The 25,907-nt window shown below is 44.7% G+C and carries 17 protein-coding genes; 11 read left to right on the top strand and 6 right to left on the bottom strand.

The window, feature by feature from the left end:
- Nucleotides 1-31 precede the first annotated feature (31 nt).
- Nucleotides 32-580, bottom strand: a complete 549-nt coding sequence (locus tag ACWNM1_RS00420) for a GNAT family N-acetyltransferase (RefSeq protein ID WP_449599393.1) — start codon at nt 578-580, stop codon at nt 32-34.
- 230 nt (nt 581-810) lie between these two features.
- Between ACWNM1_RS00420 and ACWNM1_RS00415 the strand changes: the two genes are divergently transcribed.
- Nucleotides 811-2,517: a glutamine--tRNA ligase/YqeY domain fusion protein gene (locus ACWNM1_RS00415; protein ID WP_449599108.1), complete on the top strand. Its 1,707-nt coding sequence runs from the start codon at nt 811-813 to the stop codon at nt 2,515-2,517.
- Between the two features lie 181 nt (nt 2,518-2,698).
- Here ACWNM1_RS00415 and ACWNM1_RS00410 read toward each other — a convergent pair whose 3' ends face one another.
- Entirely contained in the window at nt 2,699-3,931 is a 1,233-nt protein-coding gene (locus ACWNM1_RS00410; protein ID WP_449599106.1) for an MFS transporter, read from the bottom strand.
- A gap of 369 nt (nt 3,932-4,300) precedes the next feature.
- On the opposite strand from ACWNM1_RS00410, the gene ACWNM1_RS00405 reads away from it, so the two are divergent.
- The 4 genes from ACWNM1_RS00405 to ACWNM1_RS00390 all read left to right on the top strand — a co-directional run bounded on the left by ACWNM1_RS00405 (nt 4,301) and on the right by ACWNM1_RS00390 (nt 11,362).
- Nucleotides 4,301-6,157: an ABC transporter ATP-binding protein gene (locus tag ACWNM1_RS00405; RefSeq protein ID WP_449599105.1), complete on the top strand. Its 1,857-nt coding sequence runs from the start codon at nt 4,301-4,303 to the stop codon at nt 6,155-6,157.
- On the top strand, nt 6,087-6,773 hold the full coding sequence (locus ACWNM1_RS00400; RefSeq protein ID WP_449599104.1) for a response regulator transcription factor: 687 nt from the start codon (nt 6,087-6,089) through the stop codon (nt 6,771-6,773). Before ACWNM1_RS00405 ends, ACWNM1_RS00400 begins: the two co-directional genes overlap by 71 nt.
- The gene (locus ACWNM1_RS00395) at nt 6,760-7,812 is read left to right on the top strand and encodes a HAMP domain-containing sensor histidine kinase (RefSeq protein WP_449599103.1); all 1,053 of its coding nucleotides are present in this window, start codon (nt 6,760-6,762) and stop codon (nt 7,810-7,812) included. The genes ACWNM1_RS00400 and ACWNM1_RS00395 overlap by 14 nt, the downstream gene beginning before the upstream one ends.
- Before the next feature lie 130 nt (nt 7,813-7,942).
- Nucleotides 7,943-11,362, top strand: a complete 3,420-nt coding sequence (locus tag ACWNM1_RS00390; RefSeq protein ID WP_449599101.1) for an S-layer homology domain-containing protein — start codon at nt 7,943-7,945, stop codon at nt 11,360-11,362.
- A 91-nt stretch (nt 11,363-11,453) separates the two neighbouring features.
- Here ACWNM1_RS00390 and moaA read toward each other — a convergent pair whose 3' ends face one another.
- Complete coding sequence (gene moaA / locus ACWNM1_RS00385; RefSeq protein WP_449599100.1) at nt 11,454-12,455, bottom strand: GTP 3',8-cyclase MoaA; 1,002 nt, start codon at nt 12,453-12,455, stop codon at nt 11,454-11,456.
- Nucleotides 12,456-12,866: 411 nt separating this feature from the next.
- Between moaA and ACWNM1_RS00380 the strand changes: the two genes are divergently transcribed.
- The gene (locus ACWNM1_RS00380) at nt 12,867-13,559 is read left to right on the top strand and encodes a TorD/DmsD family molecular chaperone (RefSeq protein ID WP_449599099.1); all 693 of its coding nucleotides are present in this window, start codon (nt 12,867-12,869) and stop codon (nt 13,557-13,559) included.
- Between the two features lie 177 nt (nt 13,560-13,736).
- On the opposite strand, the gene ACWNM1_RS00375 is transcribed toward ACWNM1_RS00380, so the two are convergent.
- Nucleotides 13,737-16,865, bottom strand: a complete 3,129-nt coding sequence (locus ACWNM1_RS00375; RefSeq protein WP_449599098.1) for an efflux RND transporter permease subunit — start codon at nt 16,863-16,865, stop codon at nt 13,737-13,739.
- 114 nt (nt 16,866-16,979) lie between these two features.
- Nucleotides 16,980-17,897: a TetR/AcrR family transcriptional regulator gene (locus ACWNM1_RS00370; protein WP_149645355.1), complete on the bottom strand. Its 918-nt coding sequence runs from the start codon at nt 17,895-17,897 to the stop codon at nt 16,980-16,982.
- A gap of 226 nt (nt 17,898-18,123) precedes the next feature.
- On the opposite strand from ACWNM1_RS00370, the gene cls reads away from it, so the two are divergent.
- Nucleotides 18,124-19,632, top strand: coding sequence for a cardiolipin synthase (cls, locus tag ACWNM1_RS00365; RefSeq protein WP_076285643.1), 1,509 nt, complete (start codon nt 18,124-18,126; stop codon nt 19,630-19,632).
- A 57-nt stretch (nt 19,633-19,689) separates the two neighbouring features.
- Here the strand turns inward: cls and ACWNM1_RS00360 are convergent, their stop codons facing one another.
- Nucleotides 19,690-21,219 (bottom strand): phospholipase D family protein, encoded by a 1,530-nt coding sequence (locus ACWNM1_RS00360; protein WP_449599097.1) that lies wholly within the window; start codon nt 21,217-21,219, stop codon nt 19,690-19,692.
- Nucleotides 21,220-21,406: 187 nt separating this feature from the next.
- On the opposite strand from ACWNM1_RS00360, the gene fni reads away from it, so the two are divergent.
- From fni to ychF, 4 genes are all read left to right on the top strand, one after another.
- Nucleotides 21,407-22,546, top strand: a complete 1,140-nt coding sequence (gene fni / locus ACWNM1_RS00355; RefSeq protein ID WP_449599096.1) for a type 2 isopentenyl-diphosphate Delta-isomerase — start codon at nt 21,407-21,409, stop codon at nt 22,544-22,546.
- 39 nt (nt 22,547-22,585) lie between these two features.
- Nucleotides 22,586-23,059 carry a GNAT family N-acetyltransferase gene (locus tag ACWNM1_RS00350; RefSeq protein ID WP_234530757.1) on the top strand — a complete coding sequence of 158 codons (474 nt, stop codon included), beginning with the start codon at nt 22,586-22,588 and terminating at the stop codon, nt 23,057-23,059.
- Nucleotides 23,060-23,227: 168 nt separating this feature from the next.
- Nucleotides 23,228-24,583: a S41 family peptidase gene (locus ACWNM1_RS00345; protein WP_449599094.1), complete on the top strand. Its 1,356-nt coding sequence runs from the start codon at nt 23,228-23,230 to the stop codon at nt 24,581-24,583.
- A 144-nt stretch (nt 24,584-24,727) separates the two neighbouring features.
- On the top strand, nt 24,728-25,828 hold the full coding sequence (gene ychF / locus ACWNM1_RS00340; RefSeq protein ID WP_449599093.1) for a redox-regulated ATPase YchF: 1,101 nt from the start codon (nt 24,728-24,730) through the stop codon (nt 25,826-25,828).
- Nucleotides 25,829-25,907 lie beyond the last annotated feature (79 nt).

The raw sequence follows: 25,907 nt of genomic DNA, 5'->3' as shown, positions 1-25,907 counted from the left end.
GAGCTTATATGTGTTGCTTGTGTAGCCTAACTTAGCCGAGCAGCTGCCATTCACTACGCAATAAACCGTAAACGGCATGGTTGACGTAACCATCAGGCAGTTTCTCTGCCTGTCTAATCACACCCTCAAGAACAAAACCAAGCCGTTCCGGGATCGCCCGGCTGGAAACATTTCCGGTAGCGCAGCGAATTTCTACACGTTGCAGCTCCATTTCCAATAGTGCATAGTCCACTAGGACCCGACAGGCGCTGGTCATATAACCTTTGCCTTCATAACCTTCACCTAGCCAATAACCAATCCCTACGGAGCGGTTATGCCAGTCAATTTGATGATACCCAATGATGCCAGCCAGCTCGCCGCGAACCCAAAGTCCGGCGGTGAAGCCGCCATTTTCGGTGCCTTGTTTTGTAGCGTTTTTGATGAAATTAAGGCTGTGATCCTGTTCCGTAACGGCATCCACCCAAGGAAGCCATTGCCTAAGCCGTTCCCGCGAGCGCTCCACTAACGCGAATATGTGCCTAGCATGCTCAGGCAGGAGCGGCTTTAACATCAGCTCTTCATCGATGACATAATTAAACAAGCGGTTGCCTCCTTTTCGGCACAAGGCCTTATGTATGATTATGGATTATTTCTTATGATTATCATGCTACTCTATCGCCCGCAGAGAAGTCAAAAGGTCTAAAGATGCTAAAAAATGATCCTGACCTTGTGTCCCCTTTTATTGAACAATCTAGAGTTAACGGGTATATTAGTAGGAAACATGTTTATACAAGAAGTAGTGTAACACTACAGAATGAAAGGTTGATAGCTGTGGAGAACCGTACTACCCCCTCCAATTTTATTAAAAATGTTATTACCGAAGACCTCCGTACAGGTAAAGTAAAGGAAGTTGTCACACGCTTTCCACCGGAGCCGAACGGTTATTTACATATCGGACATGCCAAGGCGATCTGGATTAACTTTACACTGGCGGACGAGTTTGGTGGCAAGACTAATCTAAGATTTGACGACACGAACCCGGCCAAAGAGGATATGGAGTATGTGAACTCCATTCAGGAAGATGTAAAGTGGCTCGGTTATGAATGGGAAGAGCTGCGTTTTGCATCTGATTATTTTGAGGAAATGTACAAACGTGCCGAATTATTAATTACAAAGGGCAAAGCCTATGTCGATGACCTCAGTGCGGATGAAATTCGTCAATTGCGTGGAACGCTGACGGAACCAGGCAAGAACAGTCCGCATCGCGATCGTAGTATCGAAGAGAATTTGGATCTGTTCCGGCGTATGCGTGCAGGTGAATTCAAGGACGGTGAGAAGGTTCTTCGCGCCAAGATCGACATGGCATCACCGAACATTAACCTGCGTGATCCTGTAATTTATCGGATTACACATGCACATCACCATAACACAGGCGATAAATGGTGTATCTATCCAATGTATACCTTCGCTCATCCGTTAGAAGATGCTATTGAGGGGGTTACTCACTCCCTTTGCTCGCTCGAATTCGAAGATCAACGTCCATTCTACGATTGGGTTGTTGCTGAATGTGAGATGCCAGCAGTCCCTCATCAATATGAATTTGGTCGTCTGAATCTGGCTCAAACAATGACTAGTAAGCGTAAGTTGAAGCTGCTTGTAGACGAAGGACATGTGGATGGTTGGGATGATCCACGGATGCCTACGATTTCTGGTCTACGCCGTAGAGGATATACGCCGGAAGCGATTCGTAAATTCGTATATGAAGCGGGTATCTCTAAGAGTCAGGGTCTGGTGGACCTGCAAATGCTGGAGCACTTTATCCGTGAGGATCTTAAGCTAACTGTTCCGCGTACTATGGCTGTGTTACGACCGCTTAAGGTTGTTATCACCAATTATCCAGAAGGTCAAACAGAATGGCTTGAAGCGGAGAATAATACAGAGAATGAGGAAATGGGCGTACGTCAAATTCCGTTCTCGCGTGAAATTTATGTTGAGCGTGATGACTTTATGGAGAATCCGCCGAACAAATATTTCCGGTTGTTCCCTGGTAATGAAGTACGTCTGAAGCATGCTTATTTCATCAAATGTAATGAGGTTATTAAGGATGAGAATGGCGAGGTAGTGGAGCTGCATTGTACGTATGATCCAGAAACGAAAAGCGGAAGTGGATTTACAGGCCGCAAGGTAAAAGGTACGTTGCACTGGGTTGAAGCTAGCCAAGCGGTTCCTGCGGAATTTCGTCTATACGAGCCTCTGATTTCTGCTGAAGAAGCGGATGAGGCTGTGGAGGTTGAAGGTTTGGATTCCTCGGTAGAGAAATCGGAGCCTAGCTTCTTAGATCAGCTTAATCCTAAGTCCATAGAAATCCTGCAAGGGTTTGTTGAACCTGCGCTTAAGGATAGTGTGGCTCAGGATAAATTCCAGTTCTTCCGTCATGGCTATTTTAATGTGGATAGCAAATATTCGGCGCCTGGACATCTCGTATTCAATCTTATCGTTTCACTGAAGAGTTCATTTCAGCCTCCTAAACAAGGCTAAACAGATAAATTAATCAAAGTAACAACAAAAAGCAGGCTCAAACGTCCCGAATAGGTACGTTTGAGCCTGCTTTTGTTGAAAATATAAGAAAGTATAAGTTTTGCACTTATACTTCATGTCTTATATTTCTCGCTTAAACGCTTACCGTCCTTATAAGGACACCGAAGGCGTTTATACTTGATTATAATGCTTCGATGTCGAAGATCTCTTCATCTTCCTCTGAAGGGGGGCGATACCCTCCACGGTTAACAAAGAGCCACATGAAACCAAAGCCAAGCGTTCCAATAAGCGTCAAGAATACACCCGTCTGATACATGCTTTGTGCACCCAGATACTGATACATCCAACCTCCGAGAATACCTCCAATGAAACCGGATATCCCACTCCAGCTTAGGGTGTAGAGCGCTTGTCCGGAAGAGCGATATGGCCGTGGAATCAGGAGCATCGTCAATTGGGTACCTACATAGAAAAAGCCGCCGAACGTTATGCAGTGTAAAATTTGAATGAACACCACTTGAAGGGCAGTAGTCGCATCAGCCATAAACCACCAACGCAGAACGAACAAACCACTGACCAATGCAAGCCAGCCGAGCAGAACAGAAATTTTACGTTTCAGGAACCGGTCACAGAGAACGAATACGCCTACCTCCAAAATGGAGGAGAGGAATACGGCAAGACCAATCATTTTTTTAGAGCCGCCCAGATCCGTAATATACAAGGAAATAAATGTAGTGTTCATAGTGTTTGGAATGGATACCAGAATACCAAACAATAAAAAGCACAAGAAAAAAGGATTGAAAATCAGCTTACTTAAACCCTTATACGGCATCGGAGCTCTCATAATGGTATAGTTAATTTTGGGCAATACAAGAACGGATAGGATTGATGCACCTAGTAACGCTGTAAGCAGATAGGTCAAGATGGATACATCAGCCCAATCCAGGATAAAGCCGGCGACAATCGCAATCACTGCCCACCCTATTGAACCCCAAAGCCGGAAAGAACGGAAGCGCTGATTAGTTCCGTCAATATAGCTGAGAATCATCGTGTTGCTTTGAGCAAATAGTGGTCCTTGGAAGAAATAGAACAAAATAATGGCGTTGTAGATCGTTTCATATGTATTTGCTCGAAACATAAACTGTGAGAACACTAGCGTTCCGAATAACATTAGCAAAACGATACGCCGTATATTCTGAGAACGGTCTGTTAAGAACGCCCAAAATGGATTTGCAAATATGGATACTAGCGCTCCCATAGAGAATAAGACACCAATCTCTAATTTGTTCATCCCTACATCCAGCAGGTATAGTTGAAAGAAGCTGGTGAAGAGGACCATGGTTCCATATACAAAAAAATTGAACCATTTTAAAGACGTGATAGAAGATGGAATAACGCCTTTTCGCAAATGGTTCACTCCTTTCTCACTAAATATCTTGCCTGGAGTAGAGTGGCCAATAGTAGGCCCTTCTATCACTGTAACACGTGTTGAAAAGGGATACAAACACCCTTTTTTACTTTTTTACATTATTTTGGGTTTTATTTATGTTTGAGACGATAAGCGACAAAAAATGCGTGAACGCGTGCGTAGAAGGTACAAACGCTAAGTGTATCAGGCGTTATTTTGGCCTGCGACTATTCCCGCAGGATGGGAAATGACAAGGCAGTATTGTCTGATCGGCGCGTTTAACTTCAGTTTACATTCTGCAGATACGATGGGTGTAAGGCGAGAAAAATATGACTATGCTTTTCTCGTAGAGCTATTAAGAAAAGGGGAGTCATTGTCATGAAGAAATCCGAATCCAAGCGAAAGATGGCGCTAAAGCCGTTCATAACGCTACTAAGAGAAACCAAGCCTTCATACGGCTTATTGGCTATAGCCATTGCGTTAAGCATGATATCGACATTGGTCAGTCTGGTCATCCCGATGTTCACTAAGAACTTGGTGGATGGCTTCTCTCTGGCCTCCGTGAGCAAGCTGCAGATTGCGGGCATAGCAGCTGCGTTCATTGCGCAGACCATTGCGGGAGGGATCTCTATCTATCTGCTCAATTATGCAGGTCAGAAGATGGTTGCAGGTCTGCGGGACCGACTGTGGCGTAAATTTCTAGTTCTGCCTGTGGCTTATTATAATGACAACCGAACGGGAGAAAGTGTCAGCCGTATGACGAATGATACAGGGATCATTAAGACGCTGATTTCTGAACATCTAGCCAGCTTATTTACCGGTGTGATCTCCATTGTAGGTTCGATCTCAGTTCTGCTGTTTTTAAATTGGAAAATGACACTTGTTCTATTCACTGTTCTTCCACTTTCTGCGCTGATACTAGTACCACTAGGGCGGCAGATGTACAAAATTTCCAAGGGAATGCAAGATGAGACCGCCTCTTTTACTGCTACACTTAGTGGTGTTTTATCTGAGATCCGTCTGGTCAAATCCTCAGGCGCAGAGAAAAAAGAGTACGAGGCAGGCAAGACTGGAATTATGAACCTGCTTTCCTTTGGTATTCGTGAAGGCAAGATTAGCGCGATGATCAGTCCACTCGTCTCCTTTGTTTTTATGATGCTGCTTGTGGTCATTATCGGTTATGGTGGGATGCAGGTATCTTCCGGTGTCTTGACGGCTGGAGAACTGGTCGCCTTTATTCTTTATCTTATTCAGATTATTATGCCACTTACTCAACTGACTACGTTCTTCACACAGATTCAGAAAGCTAAAGGTGCCTCAGAGCGTATTATTGAGACCTTGGCAGCAGAAGAGGAAGTATATGAGGGACAGGAAGAGGCAAATGGCGCAGAAGGTCCGATCTCAGTAGAGGGATTAAGCTTTGGATATAAAAATGGTGAGAAGGTATTGAATGATGTAAGCTTTCAGATGCTTCCTGGTCAGGTGACGGCTATTGTCGGACCGAGCGGGGGCGGTAAGACCACGTTGTTCTCGTTGCTAGAACGTTTTTACGAGCCTCAGTCAGGTCTGATTAAGCTGGGTGACAAGCCAGTGTCTACATTCTCATTGCGTTCGTGGCGGAAGCTTATAGGGTATGTCTCGCAGGAAAGTCCACTGCTTTCAGGTACGATTGCTGAGAATTTAACCTATGGATTGGATCGTGACGTTAGCAGGGAGGAGATGCATGCAGCAGCAGCAATGGCTTATGCAGATGGCTTTATTGATGCACTTCCTGAAGGATATAATACGGATGTCGGCGAAAGAGGCGTGAAGCTGTCTGGTGGACAGCGGCAACGGATTGCTATTGCTAGAGCACTGCTGCGGAACCCGAAGATTCTTATGCTTGATGAAGCCACATCCAGTCTGGATAGCCAATCAGAAGCCGTGGTGCAGAAGGCTCTGTCCAATCTGATGAAGGGTCGGACTACGATTGTAATTGCGCACCGTTTGGCTACTGTTGTAAATGCAGAGCAGATTATTTTTATGGAAAAAGGTCAAATTACCGGAATGGGAAATCATGAGGAACTACTGGAAAACCATGAGCTGTATCGTGAATTTGCCACCCAGCAGCTACAGATGAATAACCCCGAGGTTCAGGACATTAAAGAGGAGGCTCCAGTGCTGCATGACAAAAATACTAGTAGTGGACGACGATCCGCACATCCGCGAATTGGTAGAAGTATTTCTGAGAGCTGAAGGAATGGATGAGATCTATGGAGCATCCGATGGACTGGAGGCTCTTCAGATTCTGGAAGGTAATAACATAGATTTAGCTATTATTGATGTAATGATGCCCAACATGGACGGCTGGGAGCTATGCCGGCGGATGCGCCACAACTATGATTTCCCGATTTTAATGCTGACAGCCAAAGGGGAAACCTCACAAATTGTAAAAGGCTTTGAGCTGGGTAGTGATGATTATCTGGTCAAGCCATTTGAGCCGGTTGTACTTATTGCGAGAGTAAAGGCGCTGCTTAAACGATATCAGATTTCGGCCGCGCAAAGTGTGACTGTAGGCCGATTGCGTATGAACCGCAAAACCTACGAGGTCTCCTCAGAGTATGGGGAAATCACCTTGCCACTTAAGGAATTTGAGTTGTTGTTTAAGCTGGGCAGCTATCCAGGGCAAACATTGACAAGAGACAGGCTGATCGAAGAAATTTGGGGTTATGATTTTGAAGGGAATGAGCGGACGCTCGATGTGCATATCAACCGTTTGCGTGAACGGTTCAATCAGGTTAACTATGGTTTTGTTATTCGTACGATCCGCGGACTAGGGTATCGGCTGGAGGCTGAGCATGAATCAGTTTAAGGAGATTCTTAAGCGGATTGGGATGACTCTTGTGTATTTCGGTGGCGTAGGGATTAGCTGGAGTGCAGCTTATTTCCTGATGAACTGGATATATAGCAGGGTTGGGCGTCCATCCTCGGAGTATGTTGTTCAATTAATCAGTGTGGTGGTCGGTATTGTGATCTTGTTCCTGATGGCATTATTAACCTCAAAGTTTTTTCGGGGCTGGGAACGTGTTTTCTATAACTCGATCATCGAAGGTTTAGGGCGTATTGCTAAGGGTGATTTCGATGTGGTGCTGGATAATAAAACGGACTACAGGGAATTCGGTGAAATTGTAGAGAGTATCAACGTAATGGCCAGCGAACTGAGCCAGATGGAGACTATGCGTCAGGATTTTATCTCCAATGTATCGCATGAAATCCAGTCTCCGTTAACCTCGATTCGGGGGTTTGCTCTTGCACTTCAGGATGAGACTGTAAGTGTGGAGAGTAGAAGGCATTATCTTAATATTATTGTGGCTGAGAGTACCCGTGTATCTGGGCTCAGTGATAATTTATTGAAGCTGTCCGCGCTTGAATCGGGCAATTTCCCGTTTGAAAGTCAGGTTTACCGTCTGGATAAGCAGCTTCGTGATACTATTCTGGCTTCTGAGCCACAGTGGCTGGAGAAAAGTATAGAGGTGGAGGCCGAACTGGAAGAAGTGAATGTAACTGCGGTAAAAGATTTAATGACCCAGGTCTGGACCAATCTTCTTCATAACAGCATTAAATTCACTCCCCAGAATGGATGCATTCATATCAAACTTCGAACGGTAGATGAGCGGGTAGAGGTGGAAATTCAAGATAGTGGGATTGGTATCTCTGAAGAAGACTTGCCTCGCATCTATGATCGCTTCTACAAGGCAGACAAAGCTAGAACAGCGAGCGGAGGTGGTAGTGGACTGGGCCTATCACTGGTTAAGAAGATCGTTGAGCTGCATAAAGGTAAAGTAACCGTGGCCAGCCGACCGGGTGAAGGAACGGCTTTTGTAGTGAGCTTGCCAATGCAAAAGAAATAAATCGGCAGTGTTTATGTAAATATGAATATTTACATAAACATGCAACAAAATCCGGCATGTCTTTACAATCTTCTACTATTCTAAATATAGAATAATAGAAAATTAAAAAGTCATCGGAGGATTATTCATTTTGAAAAAGAGAAAAGTTCGCGTATTTTTAACTAGTTCGCTTGCCGTATTATTGTTGAGCCCCAACCTAACGCAGGCAGCATACAGTGCTTCTGCTCAAACAACGTCTGAGTTCACGACGACAGCTTCTGAACATTCAGGCAAGTGGATGACAGGTGAATATCACGCACATACTTTTGAATCGAATGATGCTCAGGAGTCACTGAAGAGTGTCCTCGATGCTGCATTTGAACAAAATGGTTTTGACTGGATGGCACTGGCTGACCACCTTCGGGTATCTGACCGGGATGACGAAGGGGTGAATCTCCCCGGCGGCTCCATTCCGATGTCTCAAGGCATTATAGATTATCAGAATGAGAAAATTAAGAAGTTACAGGCAGAAGGCAAATACGCTGGTAAAATCATTTTTTCTGGCTTTGAGTGGGATATGCCCCAATATGATCATGCTGCGGTTGGGATTGTTACAGATCATCCAGGGTCTGCAGAAGCTTTGAAGGCCATTAATCAATTTGAATATTTATTTACTAATCGGGATGTAAGTATGTTCGATCCTGCAGATGTGGCTAAGTGGAGTGTAGCAGATAAGAGATCTTTTTCTACAAAAGAAGATACTCGCACAGCTATGAAATGGCTAAGTAGTCATTATCCAGATAGCTATGTCCTGATCAATCACCCCTCCAGAAAAAATGGTACAAGCTCAGAGCTTAAAATAGAGGATATCCGTGACTTTAACAATATCGATCCGAATCTTGTCTTCGGCTTTGAAGGTATGCTGGGCAATCAGATGGCGAGTGATCGGGGAGAGACGCCTGAGACTTACGGAGGTACAGACGTTAAGGTTGCACAGCTTGGAGGAATGTGGGACGCACTGCTGGGTGAGGGCCGCAGATTTTGGAATTTTGCTAACTCTGATTTTCATTTCAAAACAAAAAATGATCAATTTTCCAGCGGTTACTGGCCTGGTGAATATTCCAAGAACTATACCTGGGTGGATGGCTCCGATATTAACGCTGTCGTAGATGGCATGCGGTCAGGGAAATCCTTCTCTGTTTTTGGGGATCTCATCAACGCATTAGAGTTTAACGTGTCTGGAGATGGACAAGAGGAAGAAATGGGTGGCGAACTGGACGTAAAACAAGGCGACGACCTAGAGCTTACGATCCGTTTCAAAAGTCCACAGCAAAATAATAATGGCGACGCCGTTAAGGTAGACCATGTAGATTTGATCTCCGGTGAAGTCCATGGCAAGGTTGATCCAGGTACACCTGATTACACCAAAGCGACTAACGATACAACAAAAGTGTTGAAACGCTTCACAAGCGAGGATTGGACTACAGATTCCGAAGGCTACAATATTATTCAGTATAAGGTAGAGGCAGCGGACAAGGATCGTTATTTCCGGTTAAGAGGGACTAACCTTGGAACTGATGTTGCGGGAGAAACGGTTAACGGTGAACCGCAGATTGATCCAAAAAATAATACCGTCGATAACCTGACTCGTTTCAAAGAAATCAACGCCCGTAATTATAGTGATATGTGGTTCTATTCCAATCCGATTTTTGTGGATGTGGAGTCGTACAGCGATCAGCAGGCAGTTAACGATACTATGACTGCATTAGATCTAGGAGATACAGGTGCAGTAACTTCTGATCTAACGTTGCCTACCGAAGGCAAACACGGGACAAGTATTGTGTGGAAAAGCTCCAATCCGGTTTTAATGACGAACGAAGGTAAAATCATCTTCCAACCTAAGAAGGATACGAAGCTGACCTTAACAGCTACAATCCAGCGGGGATTGGCTACGGAGACGAAGGCTTTTGAAGTAACGCTAAGCGGAGATGATAGTATCACCCCATTGGCGCTTCATAGCACATTAAAGACTGAGAACGGACAAGCTTATTTAAGTGGTGACTGGACGAATCAGAGTGTTTCGGTAAGCGTGTATGCTAGCGTATATATTCCTGGTGCGGATGTATCCATTCATTTAGCGACTGATGTAAACGGAAATTTCCTGCCCTATGAAAATGGGAAAGTGGTTGAGATTTCGGAAGAAGGCCAACATCAACTGCAATTCAAGGCAACGGATTCTTTAGAAAACATGACAGCATTGCTGCTTGCTGTGAATATCGATCGTACAGCACCTGTGATTACCCTGAAGGGGGATAGCCGTCTTAGTCTGACCCAAGGAGATGACTTCAAGGACCCGGGCGCAGACGTTACTGACAAGGTTGGGATTGCAGGCTCTATCTTGGTGACAGGAACAGTGGATGTTCAGACTCCAGGAACCTATACACTGAAGTACAATGCGACAGATTTGGCTGGCAATGCGGCTACTGAGGTTGTACGCACAGTAGTTGTAACTGGTGGCACTAGCAATGGAGGGGGGGATAATGACGGAGGAGGCAACGGACCAGTTGCAACTCCAGCTCCTACCGCGACGCCATCTCCTACAGAGCAGCCTTCTACAACTCCGCGTGTGGAATTGGAGGTAAAAGCACAGCAGGGAGGAACGGGCACACTTAAAGACGTGGGCAGCTTTACGATTCCGGCTGGAGCGTTGTCTGGTAACGGCGAAATTGCCTTTTCGGTTATTGCTGCTGATGAGACGCCAGCAATGGGCGCTCTTCAGGCTGTGAGTACAGCAGTAGAGCTTACGAGTGACAAGGCAGGCATGCTCAATAAGCCTGTGGAACTTTCCCTCAATTACAATGCGACCAAGATTACATCGGGGCATAAAGCAGCTATCTACTATTACAACGAACAGCTTAAAAAGTGGATTTATGTTGGTGGTCAGAGTCAAACGGTTGGGACTATAACTGCAAGCTTAAATCAGCTTGCCAAATATGCTGTGTTTAATTATCAGGCTCCATCGATTACTGATTTGAATAATCATTGGTCTTCTACATTTACAGACCGTCTAATCGGAATGGGTGTTATGAAAGGGTATGAGGATCATACCTTCCGTCCGAATGAGGATGTCACTTGGACACAGTTCGCTTCTATGATTGTACGAGCGCTTGGTTTGCAATCAACAGGTAACACAGTGAAATTCGCGGATCAAAGTGCGATTCCAGCTTGGGCTGCAGATGACGTAGCAGCGGCGGTAAATGCCGGAATCCTTCGTGGATATGATGTAAACGGCAAAATGTTCTTCGAGCCTTCAGAAAAGATTACCCGTGCCGAAATGTCAGTTATGCTCGCGAATGCTTTGAAGGCTAATACCCATAAGCAAACGGATAAAGAGGGGGACTTCACGGATCTTTCCTCCATTCCACAATGGGCGCAGGCATCTGTAAAAGCGGGAGTTGAAGCGGGTATTTTGGGTGGATTCGAGGATAACACATTCAGACCTGAGAACAATGCTACCAGAGCGGAGGCAGCAACGACGCTTTACAAGCTGCTCGAAGCTCTATATCTATAATAGTGGATGGCGAAGGCTATCCTTTAATCTCTAAATGAAACGCCGCTTTTCCCAGATGGCTTGGGGAAAGCGGCGTTTTTAATGAGACGGACTAGCCTCCAATTTGAGACATACGCCGAGCCGTCGGCGTGTGGCTTTGTGCTTTTTTCTCCAAGGCTAATGCCATTTCGTGGTTATGTGGCTTGTTACCCAGAGCTTTGCGGAATAAGGCCTGCACTGCTGCGGGATCGCTTATTAGGGGACGGACATTGTACTCATCTTCCCAATACAGACAAGCTTTGATATGGCCATCTGCTGTTAGTCTTAGACGATTGCAGTTATCGCAAAAGTGATCGCTTACGGGATGGATTAATCCGAACGTTCCTTGCGCTCCAATAACCCGCCGATTCTGGGAAGGGCCATTACCAGATGGCATCTCAGCTTCCTCGGTTTCCCAACCAGCTGCAGTGCAAGCTTCTATTACAGTTTCCAGCGGCAGATAGGATTGGCGCCAAGAATCAGTAGCACTTCCTATGGGCATATATTCAATAAAACGTACATTTAGTGGACTGTTCAACGTAAGGGAGATGAAGTCTTTGATCTCGTCATCATTAATCCCTTTCATCAATACAACGTTAAGCTTGATCGGCTCCAGCCCGGCAGCTTGTGCTGCCTCGATCCCCTTTAGTACCTTGGAGACCTCACCACCGCGTGTAATCATAGAGAAGCGATCTTGCCGTAAAGAGTCCAGACTGATATTCACTCGTGACAGCCCGGCATCTTTTAGCAGCGCTGCTTTAGCTGGAAGCATTAATCCGTTTGTAGTCAGTGAAATATCGTCGATCCCCGGAATGGCGGATATCATAGTTACTAGCTTCTCCAGGTCTTTGCGTACAAGAGGTTCTCCACCTGTTAGGCGTACTTTGCGTAGTCCAAGGGGGGCTAGCGATTCCACAATGGCGGTGATTTCCTCATAGCTCAGAATCTCGTCCTGCGGCTGGAATTCCATCCCTTCCGCTGGCATACAATAAATGCAACGCAGGTTGCAGCGGTCGGTAACCGAAATGCGGATGTAGTCATGTAAACGTCCAAAAGGGTCCGTCAGCGGCTCCATAGCGTTGCTCCCTTCATTTGTTGGTGTTTTGAATGCTTACCGCCTTAAGAGGAGGCGAAGGTGTTTATACTTGTTTAGAATTTTAAAGATCGTTCGCGGGTACGTCAATGAGCAAACTATTGAACGGGTTAAACTCCCCCTATTTGAATAAGGAGGGTTCTGATTTAATTGCATAATAATGGACAAACTAAATAGAATGACAAAGCCGAAATAGACTTACGAAAATGTGACAAAAGTACGACAAATGAAGTAATTAGTCATAGAATGCTCACGGAAAGCGTTTTTAATATCCGATATAATCTAGGTGCGGATTACTTTTACGTTCACTTTTGCGAAAACAGAAAGGATACCGGAAATTGCACGTCGATCATCGGTGTGTGACCGGGAAACCCAATGAGGAGGATTTGCAAAATGACTATGCAAACTGTTCCATCGCTCGCCGTGCCGGAGGCATTTAGCCATTGGTTGGAAAGTCGGGGATTAATATATCAGCTTTTAGTGGATTTTTTGGGTAGAAAACCATCACTCTCACTTGTGGCTCAGTGGAGCCGTAATCGCAAGATGAGTGTTGCTGCAGAGATGACGGAAGGCGGACGGGAACTGAAGCGCTATCTGAGTCAGGAACCGAATAAGCTACCCCATATATGTGAGAAAGAGACCCAAGAGTATAAACGGCTTATGCACGAACAGACAGTGAGCTCTTTTAAATTACGTGAAGCTGCAATTCTGGGTCGTTCTGAAGATTTCTGCAACGTGCTTGCTGATGTGTATACTTCCGCAGGAATTGTATTTAACAAATGTAATGGTGAAGCTGATGATCATATTGCTATTGAGCTGGAATTTATGGCAGTAATGCATGAGCGGATGTTGTACAATAGCTTCTCAATTAGAAGTGCTATGGATCTACTTGATATTCAGGTAGCCTTTTTGGAAGATCATTTACTGCAATGGACTCCACAGTTCTGTGAAAAGTTAAATGGAGCAACGAATAGTACGTTGTATTTGGGACTTTCCCATATGCTGGCTGAATTTCTACCCCTTGATCTGCAGATGCTGCGTTCTTGGAGAGCTTCGCTGGAGAGCAGTGCAACAGCTATGGTATAACAACACTATAATACAGAGCCCGGCCTATAAATTAGGTCGGGTTTTTCTTGCTATGGAAGTGTAAATAGTGATTTAAATGGAGGTATAAGTAAAAAAGAAGCTGCTCCATAAGTAGTATTCACTACTTTGGAGACAGCTTCTTCATTTAGCAGGTGTACTTGATTCGCATCAAGTGTTCTAGTCAATTACCTTTTTACTGCGGAATTTCATCAGGAATTCATACACTACTGGCACTACTACAAGTGTCAGCAGCGTGGAGCTGATCAAGCCGCCGATAACGGTAACGCCTAGCCCTTTGGAGATGATCCCTGCACTGTTTTCAAGTCCGGTAACCAGTGGCAGCAATGCACCAATCGTTGCAAGTGCAGTCATCAGGATTGGACGTAAACGTGTGCCACCTGCTTCAAGCAAGGCTTGACGTGTGGTCATTCCTTCTTTTTCCTTATGAATAACGCGGTCGATGAGGACAATGGCATTCGTGACTACGATACCAATCAACATCAGCGCACCCATGAGGGAGGAGACGTTTAAGGTTTCCCCAGCGATCAGAAGGGCTACGAGTACCCCGATAATGGTGAAAGGAAGTGAGAACAGGATAGCAAATGGAGCTAATCCACCGCCAAACGTAACAACAAGCACGAAGTATACGATGGCAATAGCAGCCGCCATAGCAATACCTAATTGACCAAATGTGTCATTGATCTGCTCGGTTACACCACCGAAGCTAACCGTCACGCCATCAGGTAATTCCATAGCATCTATTTTTTCCTTCACGAGGTTTGAAGCACTATTGACGTCACTTGAAATAATCTCGGCAGTGACATCCACCTTCATCTTACCGTCCATCCGAGTAATCGAGTCAGGGGAAGAGCCGTTTTCAATTTTAGCGACTTGCCCGATTGGCACAGAAATGCCTAGTGGTGAAGTCAATGTAGCTTCTTCCATTTCTTTAATACTCTTATACGTTTCTTTATCTGTTTCGATATAGACTTTGTAGTTCTTTCCATCCATTTCCACTTCTGTGAGTACTGGACGTGTGCCTGCAGGAGCGAGCTTCATCGCAATTTGTCCCGCTGTAAGTCCAAGGGAGCTAAGCTTTTCTTGATCGGCTACAATCGTATATTGATCGTAAGCTTCTTTGAGACTTGTTTCTCCATCTTTGAAATTAGTGGTGTCAGCCTGTACGATCTTGGCGATCTCATCCGCTACCGGCTTAATTTGATCTAGTTCGTCTCCGAATACATTCACGGTTAACGTGCTTCCACCCATACCTCCGCTCATCATCGCGGACATATCGCCCCACACACCATCTGGGACTTCTGCGGTTAAGCCTTCGATCAACTTCTCTTTTACATTTTCGAAATCAGGAGTATTACTATCGTAAACGATGAAAAAGAGTCCTGAGTTGCTGGATCCACCCATACCCATCGGGCCGCCGCCACCAATGGAATATTGCATTTTATCTACATGCTGTTGCGCTAAAATATATTTCTCAGCTTTCAGGCCTTGTTCTTGAACTTCTTCAGTTCTTTGTCCAGCCTTCGGTGAGTAGGTTAGCATAACCGTTTTATCTTCTTGGGAAGGCATAAAGCTAACGCCGATAGGCTTGATCAGGAACAAGCTGCCCGCAAGGAGGAGAACCGCAACTCCGAACGTAACGAGCTTATGAGAAAGACACCAGTTCAGAATTTTTTGATAACCGGCAGACAATCTGTCTGGTTTCTCACTGTGCGTTTTCTTTCCTTTCAATCCATTGCGGAACAAGGAGTGAGCCATTGCAGGCACTAGGGTAATCGCAACCACCAATGAAGCGAGCAGGGCGAAGACCATAGTTAAAGCGAAAGGCAAGAATAGCTCTCCAACCATACCGCTTACTAGAGCAAGCGGTAAGAATACCGCGATGGTTACAATCGTAGAGGACATGATGGGTACGAACATTTCACGAGTGGCTGCACTGATTAATTCCCGGCCTTTTAGCTTCTCGCCAGATAACGAGAGTCGCCGGTATATGTTCTCTATGACTACAATCGAGTCATCGACTACCCGTCCAATGGCAACGGTCATCGCACCAAGGGTCATCATATTAAGCGTAATGTCCATTTGACGCAGACATAACACTGCGATCAGCAATGATAAAGGAATAGAGATGATAGAAATGATTGTCGAACGAATATTCCGCAGGAAGACCAAAATGATAATTACTGCGAAAAGGGCGCCAAATACAGCTTTGGACAACATTGTATTTACGGAGTCCTCAATCGGCTTACCTTGGTCAAGCAGAACTGTAAGGTCGATGCCTTTATATTGGGCTTTTAACTCTTCAGTTTTGTCCTTAACACCATTTACGACATCTACAGTGTTGGCATCGTTGGCTTTGACAATCTGGATACCGATCGATTCTTTACCATTCGTACGGGAGATCGATTCAGAATTACCAACAACCTCAATTGTAGCAAGCTCTCCCAGCTTCACGGTTGGCAATCCCATATTTGCAGCTCCGCCAGCAGCGCCTGCATCAGCAGCGCCAGCTCCAGGAGCCCCAGCGCCAGCTGCACCAGTTGGCATAACTGGAATGGTCACATTTTTAAGATCTTCAACGGTGGTGATGTTGCCATCCACGACAACTGCCTTTTGAGCTTTGTCCATCTCGAACAGTCCTAGTGGAACACGGAGGGAAGAGCCTTGAATGATCCCTTTAACCGTATCTTCGGTCAGTCCGTATTGCTTGAGCTTCTCTTGATTGAACTTAAGCGAAACTTCTTTGACGTATTGTCCAGAGATTTGAATAGAAGCAACACCCTCAACATCTTCAAGGGCAGGGCGAATATCGTTCTCGGCAATACGGGTTAGTTCCTCGAGATCTTCTGAATCCCCATTCGATAAACTAAGGGAGACGACAGGCATTGAGCTAAGGCTAAAACGGGAAATGGAAGGCTTTTGCACATTGTCTGGCAGTGAGACTTCATTTAGCGACTCGCGAACTGCTGCTGTCGCATTATCCAGATTCGTACCATAATCGAACTCAATTTGGATACTGGAGGCATTCTCCAGAGAAGTAGAGGTGATCGTTTTTACACCATCCACATTACGTAGCTTCTGCTCCAACGGTTTACTGACATCATTAACGACGCCTTCTGGTGCAGCCCCCGGATAAATAGTTGTTACGCTAAGATAGGGTATACTAATATTAGGTAAGGTTTCTTGCTTCATTGTCAGCCCGCTATACAAACCGGCAAATACAATAATTATCGTCAGAAGCCAAATGGCAAATTTGTTCCTGAGCGAGAAATTAATTAAGCTTTTCATAAGTGTTGTTTCTGCTCCTCTCGGGCCTTTTCTTTACGAAATAGGGCGCCATTTTGAAAATTTATAATACTCGCTATCCATGTTCTTCTCTCTCACAAACTCTTTATAGAGCAATTAACGAAATAAGCATGAATGATTTGAAAAAGAGGTAACCAGCTTCCTCAATTCTTCCAATGGTGTAGTGAGCTCTGAGCAGGATTGGAGGTTAGACAACATCCCCTGTATGATTGCTTTGCGTGGGTGTGGTAAGAGGACTTCGCCTTCTAGAATGTTTAGCGATTCCAGCAAATCGGCTGACTCTTCGGGTTCTATACTATCTAATTTACTGACCACAGTCTTCATGTCCTTAATGATCTGCAGTGGATTCTTGCGCTTGCTCTCCTCATTCTCCTCCATCCAGCTTGCAAGAATAGTAGAGTTGATGAGAGGAGCCTGCTTACTTGTAAGAAGTCCAGCTACAATAATATCTAGCAGATTCATTAGATGATCAGCCATAACGGCAAGGGACAAATGGGTATCCTGACGAAAAATAACCGCAATATATGACTTGATTAGTCCATGACCTACAATACATAAATCTCCGGTATAGGGAACGATGTCTTTTCCATAAAGGGTCTCCATCTTCACCTGAAACCAGCGCAAGAAGGAAGCATTGTTTCTACGCAGCCATTCCGGTACTTCAGTATCAAATCCTTTTCCGGCAACTTCCTGAATCTGACGCTGTAAGAACTCACGTAATTCGTACACATGACTCAGTAGAATTTCTATTTGATTCCTAAGCTTCTCACGCGGTGTTCTTTGGGTTTCTTGTTCTTCACGTAATAAGGGATCACGAATCATTCGGTAACAATAGAGAAAAATACTGCGTTCCAGTTCTTCTTTGGATTTGAATACTAGATACAAGCTTCCCTTCGAAATTCCGCATAATTCGGCGATCTCTTGCATGGACGTGGAAGAAGAGCCTTTCACAGCGAATAACTGCATGGCGATCTTAATAATCTGTTCCTGCTTGTCCACAGTTTTATCGCTCATTGGGGGGATAACCTCCTTTCTGACTACCCAGTTCTATAATTGACTAATTGGTCAAAATAATTATATTCGATCCATCCTGTCATTACAAATTTCAGAACAGAAGGGTTACAGTTTTGTTGTAAATAGATTTTTACACAGTAATTGTCTAGGAAGATATAGGTTCTTCATGTAATATATAAATGTGTCATTTTGGTGTTGCTTTTATGAATAAGAAGGTAGGTACAATATGAGAAGAGGACTTCAATCTATAATTATTATTGGGGCTTTCATAGCATTTTATTATTTTGGTTTTGGTATTTTTGGGAGTACTGCTGGAACGATTATTAGTATTTTCTCCACACTGACAGTCGTTTCAATTAGCTTAGCTATTTTTATGGAGAACCGTAATCCTTCTACTACAATGTCATGGATTCTTTTGCTTGCGTTGATCCCCGTGCTCGGTTTGGTCTTTTATTTTCTATTTGGACAGAATGTATTTAAACGTCGTAAATATGATAAAAAAGCACAAAGAGATCTTATGGCCTATGAGCGGATTGAGAATGATGCTTTGCGTACGCATCAAGATTGGTCGGTCTTTGACCCCTCGCGTCAAAAACTATTATTATTATCCAAGACTCTAGCACGTACTCCTATTTCCTTTGCTTCAGAGACGCGCATCCTAACCAATGGTGAAGAGACGTTTGGGACATTACTGCTAGAGCTGCGACAAGCGAAGCACCATATACATATGGAATATTACATCTTCCGTGCAGATCACATTGGAACGCGTATTCAACAGATTCTGATCGCGAAGGCGCGTGCGGGAGTGTCTGTCCGATTTATGTATGATGCTGTAGGTAGCTTTCAACTCTCCAGAGCCTTTTTGAAGGAGTTAGTTGACGCTGGAGTACAGGTGGCTTCATACGGTAATTCCACCTCCTTTTTCTCTAGCCGGGTCAATTACCGGAATCACCGAAAAATCGTCGTCATCGACGGTGATGTCGGGTTCATGGGTGGACTCAATGTGGGCGATGAATATCTAAGCCGTAGCAAAACTTATGGATTCTGGCGTGACACCCATATGTTAGTTAGAGGTGAAGCGGTACGGACGATGCAAATCATCTTCTTACAAGATTGGATGCATACTACAGGTGAAAAAATACTGGAGCAGGATTATCTCACACCACAGCTACACTTTATGACAGGGGACGGAGCAGTACAGATTATTGCGAGTGGACCGGACAATGAACGCCGTGCACTCAAAAATATATTTTTCTCCATGATCACCTCAGCTGAGAAATCAGTTTGGATTGCCAGCCCTTATTTCATTCCTGACGAGGATATCCTGACTGCGATACGTGTAGCGGCTATATCTGGTCTAGATGTTCGCTTGTTATTCCCTGCTAAGCCGGATAAATGGATTCCGTTTCTGGCTTCGCACTCCTATTTCCCGGCATTGCTGGAGGCTGGAGTGAAGATTTATGAATACGAGAAGGGCTTTATACACTCTAAGCTGTTGATCGTGGATGGTGAAATAGCGACCATTGGTACGGCAAACATGGACATGCGGAGCTTCCATCTTAACTTTGAGGTGAATGCATTGCTGCTTCAGACAGAGAGTGTTACACGAATCGTTGCTGATTTTGAACGGGATTTATTGTCCACCACTCAGATTGTGCATGAGACCTTTATGAATAAACGTATGGTGGTACGTATTCTGGAATCAGCTGCCAGATTAATGTCCCCACTGCTATAACCTCATTACAGATTAAACCACCGTAGAGGGTGTTGCCTTCTCTACGGTGGTTTTTGTTTAAAAAGTAGTAAAGCCCAGGTTGGTTTGCAACCGGAACAGAATGTACTTGTACCAGGTCACATCGCTCTGATAGGCTTCGAAAGGTAAAGTGAATGCATGGCCCTCGTTATTCCACAGCCGATTAAAGTAGGCATCCATGTCTTTGAACAGCGGTTGATCTCGCTTCATAGAAATCCACAGATCATTCTCGAGATTGTAGTCATCTAGATTGCGTGTGGTGAAATTGGTGGAACCGCCAAGAACGATGGAGCTGCCGGTTTGTTTGGCGATAAAGAGCAGCTTTGGATGATATTGCTCTTTGGTCGTATTGTACCAACGAATAGAGATTTCGCCGTTCGTGCGTTTGTTCAGATCCATGGCAACTGGGCGGTTGGGGATCCCGATTTTATCGCGTCCGAAAGCGTTCTGATTTGGATCTAGGATTAGGTTTACTTTAGCCCCGCGTGAAGTAGCCTCTACCAACGCATCCAGAATGGCATCATCAGCAAGGTAGAACATCCCCATCCATACGTTATCCCCGTTCTGGGCGGACCTAATGCCTTGCAGCGCATATTTGTATACCTTTCCTTCTGTTAAATAGCGAACCTCCAGAGGTTCCGTTGACGGTAAGCTCTTCTCTTGATTGAAGCTGGGCTTATGAAGCAGCAAAGGACCTGCATCTGAAAGATTGACTGCCGCCTGCTCGGTTTGGAGAATATCAGCAATAATTGGACCCTGCACCTCCAAAGCAATATTGGAGTGGTAGGCGCTGGCATCGTGAACATTTCCAGAGGAAATTAATGCGGTGTTCTCACTAACAATTACTTTACGATGGTTCGCCTTTACATTAAGTAGCTTCAGATAAGATCGAGCGGTAATATCCGGTCCGCCACTGGCCATAAGATTAGGGATAAAGCCTTTACCGGATTGCCCGAACCATTGAATGAAGGTGCGCCAGACGGCTGAATAAGCAGGGGTAGAATCTCGCAGCGCATTAACATCGGTCATAATGACTCGTATCCCTACAGCTTTCATTTCTTCCAGAAGATGATTGGGTGCTGAGTTGTAATTGGTATTGACCTCATCGGTAATGAAGACAATCTCCATTTCGGGATAGGCTTTCTTTTGTGAGATTAACTTATCTGTCAGCATTCGACTGACAGGAGGGAACGACTGATCCTTATGGGTATAGTCATTAAATAGGAAGAGGTCAATGACTAAGAATTCTCTAGATTCTTCGATAATCTGTAGAATTCTCGGAAGAATTTCACTCTCCTGCTTACCTGTGTCCGTACTGTCTGGATAGGTTAAGTCATGCCAGAAGGATACGGTATTCACTTTGTATATGGGACTTTCATAGGAAATCCCTGCGGGTAGAGGTTTATGTGTCTGGTATATCATGACGCCGATTAACCAGAGAATTAAAATAACGAAAACCCATATCACTCGTTTGCTGCGGCGTGAAGAAGTACGTTTCTTTGACGTACGAATATAGGATTGATCTTGAATCGTTTGTGGCTGAACGGGTTGTTCGCGATCTGATGTCATCGGTAGTTCCTCCTGAAAGTATTGCAGAGCACTTTCTATAAGTTAATATGCTCCAGCATGTTACCAACCTATTAACACTTAGTGGGGAGAAATGAAGCAACCCTCGTATTTCACTCACCTCATATTGTAAATTCATCTGAAGGGATATGTTATAATAAGTGTAGCTTAGGAATAGGAGGAACGGAGCATGAATCATACGCCAGAAGAGGCCGGACCATATGATGCGAATAGGCAGTCTGGCGCGGATCATGGCAATGGCCTACCAATTGTAGAGGTTTCGGACAAGAATTCTTTATTGCCTGCATCAAGGACAGGTGAACGCAAAATAGAGCATGTACGCCTTTGTCTAAATGAAGAAGTTGGTGGCGTTGGTGTGACTACGGGGTTTGAACATTACCAATTTCGGCATAATGCTCTTCCAGAGCTGAATTTCGATGATATATCATTGCAGACTACGTTCCTGGAACGTGAGCTGCGTACACCACTGCTGATCAGCTCGATGACAGGCGGCAGTGCAGCTACAGGAGCCATCAATGCACGACTAGCAGAGGCAGCGCAGCGTCGTGGATGGGCGCTGGGGGTTGGTTCTGTGCGAGCGGCGGTGGAGCGCTCTGAGCTAACCGAAACCTTTTATGTACGGGACAAAGCACCTGATATACCGGTTATCGCTAATATTGGCGCCGTACAGCTGTCCTATGGTTTCGGGATTGAGGAGTGTCGCCGGGCTGTGGATATTGCTGGTGCAGATTTTCTTGTACTGCATCTCAATGGTCTTCAAGAGGTCTTCCAACCGGAAGGGAATACTGGCTTTGCTTCCTTACTATCGCAGATAGCAAAAGTATGCCGTGCACTTGAGGTTCCTGTAGGTGTAAAAGAAGTCGGCTGGGGCATTGACGGTGATACAGCAGCACATCTTTATAATGCAGGGGTAGCTTTTGTTGATGTAGCGGGTGCAGGTGGAACATCATGGAGTCAGGTCGAGAAGTTTCGGAGTAGAGACCCTATACGGCGCGCAGCGGCTGAAGCTTTCGCAGACTGGGGTACTCCAACCGCAGATTGCATTGCAGAGGTACGTGCTGTCTCCCCGAAGGGGGCATTGATTGGCAGCGGCGGCTTGAAGCATGGTGTGGATGCGGCGAAGGCATTGGCCCTCGGTGCTGATTTAGCAGGCTTTGGACGCAATCTTTTAGGACCGGCAGTAGATTCTGAAGAGGCGCTAGATGCTGCACTGGCTCAGGTAGAGCTGGAGCTTAAGATAGCAATGTTCGGCATCGGAGCTCCCGATTTAGCAACTTTACGTGGGACTTCCCGTTTAATACGTAAATAAAAGTATATGGTAAATATAGAAGTGAGGAAGTGAAAAAAGATGATGATTAAATTGGTTCATATGGATGAGTCTGCTTTTCAATTTTTCTTAGGTCAAGCTACTCGTGACTACGCTGAAGATAAGATTAAAGCCGGCGCTTGGGATCCTGAAATCGCGATGAAGCTGTCTGAGGAAGCTATAACACAGTCACTGCCCAAAGGATTGAACACAGATGGCGCTTATCTATACTCTATAGTAGAGATAAGTAGTGATAGCCAGGTGGGATATATCTGGTTTAATGTAAGTGAAGGCCGCAGTGGTCGAGAGGCTTTCATTTATGATTTCTACATTTTTGAACCGTATCAGAGCAAAGGTTATGGCAAGCAGGCTATGATCGCACTTGATGAAGAAGCCCGTGAGATGAACGTCACCAAAATCGGGTTACATGTCTTCGGTCAGAACAATCGTGCATTTGAGCTGTATAAAAAAATGGGATATACCGTAACCGACATTACGATGTCTAAAGATCTATAATGCTATCCGTGGAGACCTCGAAAGAGGTCTTTTTTGTGTTGTTCTAAGAAAACTAATGTAAATAATTGTGATAAATATATTTGAATTAGGAGGAATAGAAAAATATGATTATTAAATAAATTCCTAAAAATGGATTCAGCTATATGGAATATTGGAAGGGGGATTAAGGTGAGACCAAGGTTTGTATTACCAGCGGCTTTATTTGTAGCTGCAATACTGTTACTGGTTAGTTGCAACCGTGGGGATTTGCCAGGGAAAAAGCAATCTGCGTCGGGGCAGGTTCAGGCAAGTCCGGTTGCGCCGGTAGCCTCTTCAAAGGTAGCGGAAGAACAGCTGGAAGCGGCGTTGTCTCCATTGACAGTGGAACAAAGATTAGAGGATTTTGATTATATGTGGAAGATTATTGAGGAGAACTACCCTTTCCTAGAGGTAAATAAGCGTCTAAATGGAGAGGATTGGCTTGCGAACAAAGAGGAGTACCGCAATAAAATTGCAGCCGTGAAGACTGATGATGAGTTTTTGAGGCGAATGAGATTCGTGCTTAGCAGGTTAAATAATGGGCATACGAATTTTATATCTAAGGAAGAATACCCCTGGTTTCTAAACACCTATGTTCAGGCAGGTTTTGGTTATGAGCCTTGGATCAACGTGTTTCAACAGCCAAATGTATTGGCTCGTTACAACCAGAAACTTTTAGCGGAGCAGCAGCAAAGCACTAATGAAAGCAATAATGATTTAAATAGTGGTGAGGCGGGGAGTCAGACAGGAAAGACTTCCGGAAATGTAAAGAAGGTCATTATAGAGCCTGAAGAAATTGCGTATCTAGGCATGCGAAGCTTTGGCGGCAATCTCATGGAGATGGATAGTTCTGAGATTCGTGATTTTTTAATAGAAGTAAAAGACTATAAGACACTAATTCTAGATATCCGCGGAAATGGGGGAGGAAACAGTAATTATTGGAGAATTTATATTGCTCCTCTACTGATTAATAAACCTATCGAATACAATACATACTTACTTTATACAAGAGGCAACTATGCTGAGACCTTTATGCAGGCACGTCAGATCACTGCGGGGCAACAACCTATTTCCGGCATTAAAGACGAGCAGCTACCCAATCTGCCATCTGAAGCCTTAAAGATGTTCAAGACATATAGTAAAAATACAGATGTAGTAATCCCTCAAAAATCCGTTGGTTTTAAAGGGAAAATCTATTTACTAGTAGACAGCTCTGTATATTCAGCATCGGAAGGTCTTGCAGCATTTGCGAAAGGTACCGGGTTTGCAACGGTTGTAGGCAGCAGAACAGGTGGAGATGGACTAGGGATGGATCCGCTTGTCGTTGCATTGCCTAATAGCGGTTATGTGTTCAGGTTTTCCTTTGAGATGGGTCTGAACTCTGATGGAAGCTGCAACGAGGAAGTGAAGACAGTCCCTGATGTGGAGGTTGATCCAGATACTTCTAAGCCCCTATTGGATCAGCCGGCGGTGCAAAAGGTATTGGAACTTGCTAAATCCCATTGAATTGGACGCACTTTGGATAAGGCTGGATAGACACATCTGCAACACATCCGGTGTTGCTGGAGAATATGTTCTAATATATAATGGTTTAGATCGTATTACTTATTCGGATGATCAATTTAGCTGAAAATAGGAGTTGTCATATAAATGGCTTTGAAAGCGGGAATCGTCGGTCTTCCTAACGTAGGAAAATCCACATTGTTTAATGCAATAACGCAAGCGGGAGCAGAATCCGCAAACTACCCTTTTTGCACGATTGATCCTAATGTTGGTGTCGTTGAAGTTCCGGACGAGCGTCTTGATAAACTGACTGAGCTGGTACAACCTAACAAGACTGTACCTACTGCTTTTGAATTTGTTGATATCGCTGGTCTTGTACGCGGGGCAAGTAAAGGCGAAGGACTAGGCAACAAGTTCCTAGCTCATATTCGCGAAGTAGACGCTATCGTTCATGTCGTTCGTTGTTTTGAAGATGAGAACGTTACCCACGTGGATGGAAAAGTAAATCCGATCAGCGACATTCAGACCATTAATTTGGAACTGATTCTTGCTGACATTGAGAGCATTGAGAAGCGGATTGAGCGTTCCCGTAAGAACATCAAAGGCGGCGACAAGAAATACGCTCAAGAGGTTGAACTGCTTGAACGCGTCAAAGAAGTGCTCTACGAAGATAAACCTGCACGTAGTATAGAATTGTCCGATGACGAGAAGGTTATTATCCGTGATCTTCATTTGTTAACATTGAAGCCTGTGCTGTATGCTGCGAATGTAAGTGAAGAAGAAGTAGCAAGTGCTGAGAATAATCCTTATGTGCAGCAAGTGCGTGAATTTGCAGCAACTGAAGGTGCTGAAGTTGTTCCGATCAGTGCTAAAGTAGAAGCTGAAATTGCCGAGCTTGAGGGCGAAGATAAAGCGATGTTCTTAGAAGAACTTGGGCTAGAAGAATCTGGTTTGAACCGTTTGATCAAAGCGGCTTACAAGCTTCTAGGCTTGTATACGTATTTCACAGCAGGCGTTCAGGAAGTTCGTGCATGGACCATTCGTAAGGGAACTAAAGCACCCGGCGCTGCTGGTGTAATTCACACAGATTTTGAACGTGGATTTATCCGTGCTGAGGTAGTGGCTTACACAGATCTTTTGGCAGCAGGCTCTATGAATGGTGCGAAAGAACGTGGTCAACTGCGTCTAGAAGGAAAAGAATATTTGGTGCAGGACGGCGACGTTATGCATTTCCGTTTTAACGTTTAAGAGGACTGAAGCGTACTAATGATAAGAGGGTCATCTCAGTCGGTAGAGGGTATCTACTGCTGGGATGGTCCTTTTTAAA

This window comes from Paenibacillus sp. Marseille-Q9583 (assembly GCF_976954365.1).
This window is presented reverse-complemented; position numbering and strand designations above follow the sequence as displayed.

Bases quoted from the DNA above. Each gene is read 5' to 3' on its own strand.
- ACWNM1_RS00400 (WP_449599104.1), top strand. From the start codon at position 6,087: ATGACAAAAATACTAGTAGTGGACGACGATCCGCACATCCGCGAATTG.
- moaA (WP_449599100.1), bottom strand. From the start codon at position 12,455: ATGGAGCCGCTGACGGACCCTTTTGGACGTTTACATGACTACATCCGC.
- ACWNM1_RS00350 (WP_234530757.1), top strand. From the start codon at position 22,586: ATGATGATTAAATTGGTTCATATGGATGAGTCTGCTTTTCAATTTTTC.
- ACWNM1_RS00405 (WP_449599105.1), top strand. From the start codon at position 4,301: ATGAAGAAATCCGAATCCAAGCGAAAGATGGCGCTAAAGCCGTTCATA.
- fni (WP_449599096.1), top strand. From the start codon at position 21,407: ATGAATCATACGCCAGAAGAGGCCGGACCATATGATGCGAATAGGCAG.
- ACWNM1_RS00395 (WP_449599103.1), top strand. From the start codon at position 6,760: ATGAATCAGTTTAAGGAGATTCTTAAGCGGATTGGGATGACTCTTGTG.
- ACWNM1_RS00370 (WP_149645355.1), bottom strand. From the start codon at position 17,897: ATGAGCGATAAAACTGTGGACAAGCAGGAACAGATTATTAAGATCGCC.
- ACWNM1_RS00380 (WP_449599099.1), top strand. From the start codon at position 12,867: ATGACTATGCAAACTGTTCCATCGCTCGCCGTGCCGGAGGCATTTAGC.
- cls (WP_076285643.1), top strand. From the start codon at position 18,124: ATGAGAAGAGGACTTCAATCTATAATTATTATTGGGGCTTTCATAGCA.
- ychF (WP_449599093.1), top strand. From the start codon at position 24,728: ATGGCTTTGAAAGCGGGAATCGTCGGTCTTCCTAACGTAGGAAAATCC.
- ACWNM1_RS00360 (WP_449599097.1), bottom strand. From the start codon at position 21,219: ATGACATCAGATCGCGAACAACCCGTTCAGCCACAAACGATTCAAGAT.
- ACWNM1_RS00375 (WP_449599098.1), bottom strand. From the start codon at position 16,865: ATGAAAAGCTTAATTAATTTCTCGCTCAGGAACAAATTTGCCATTTGG.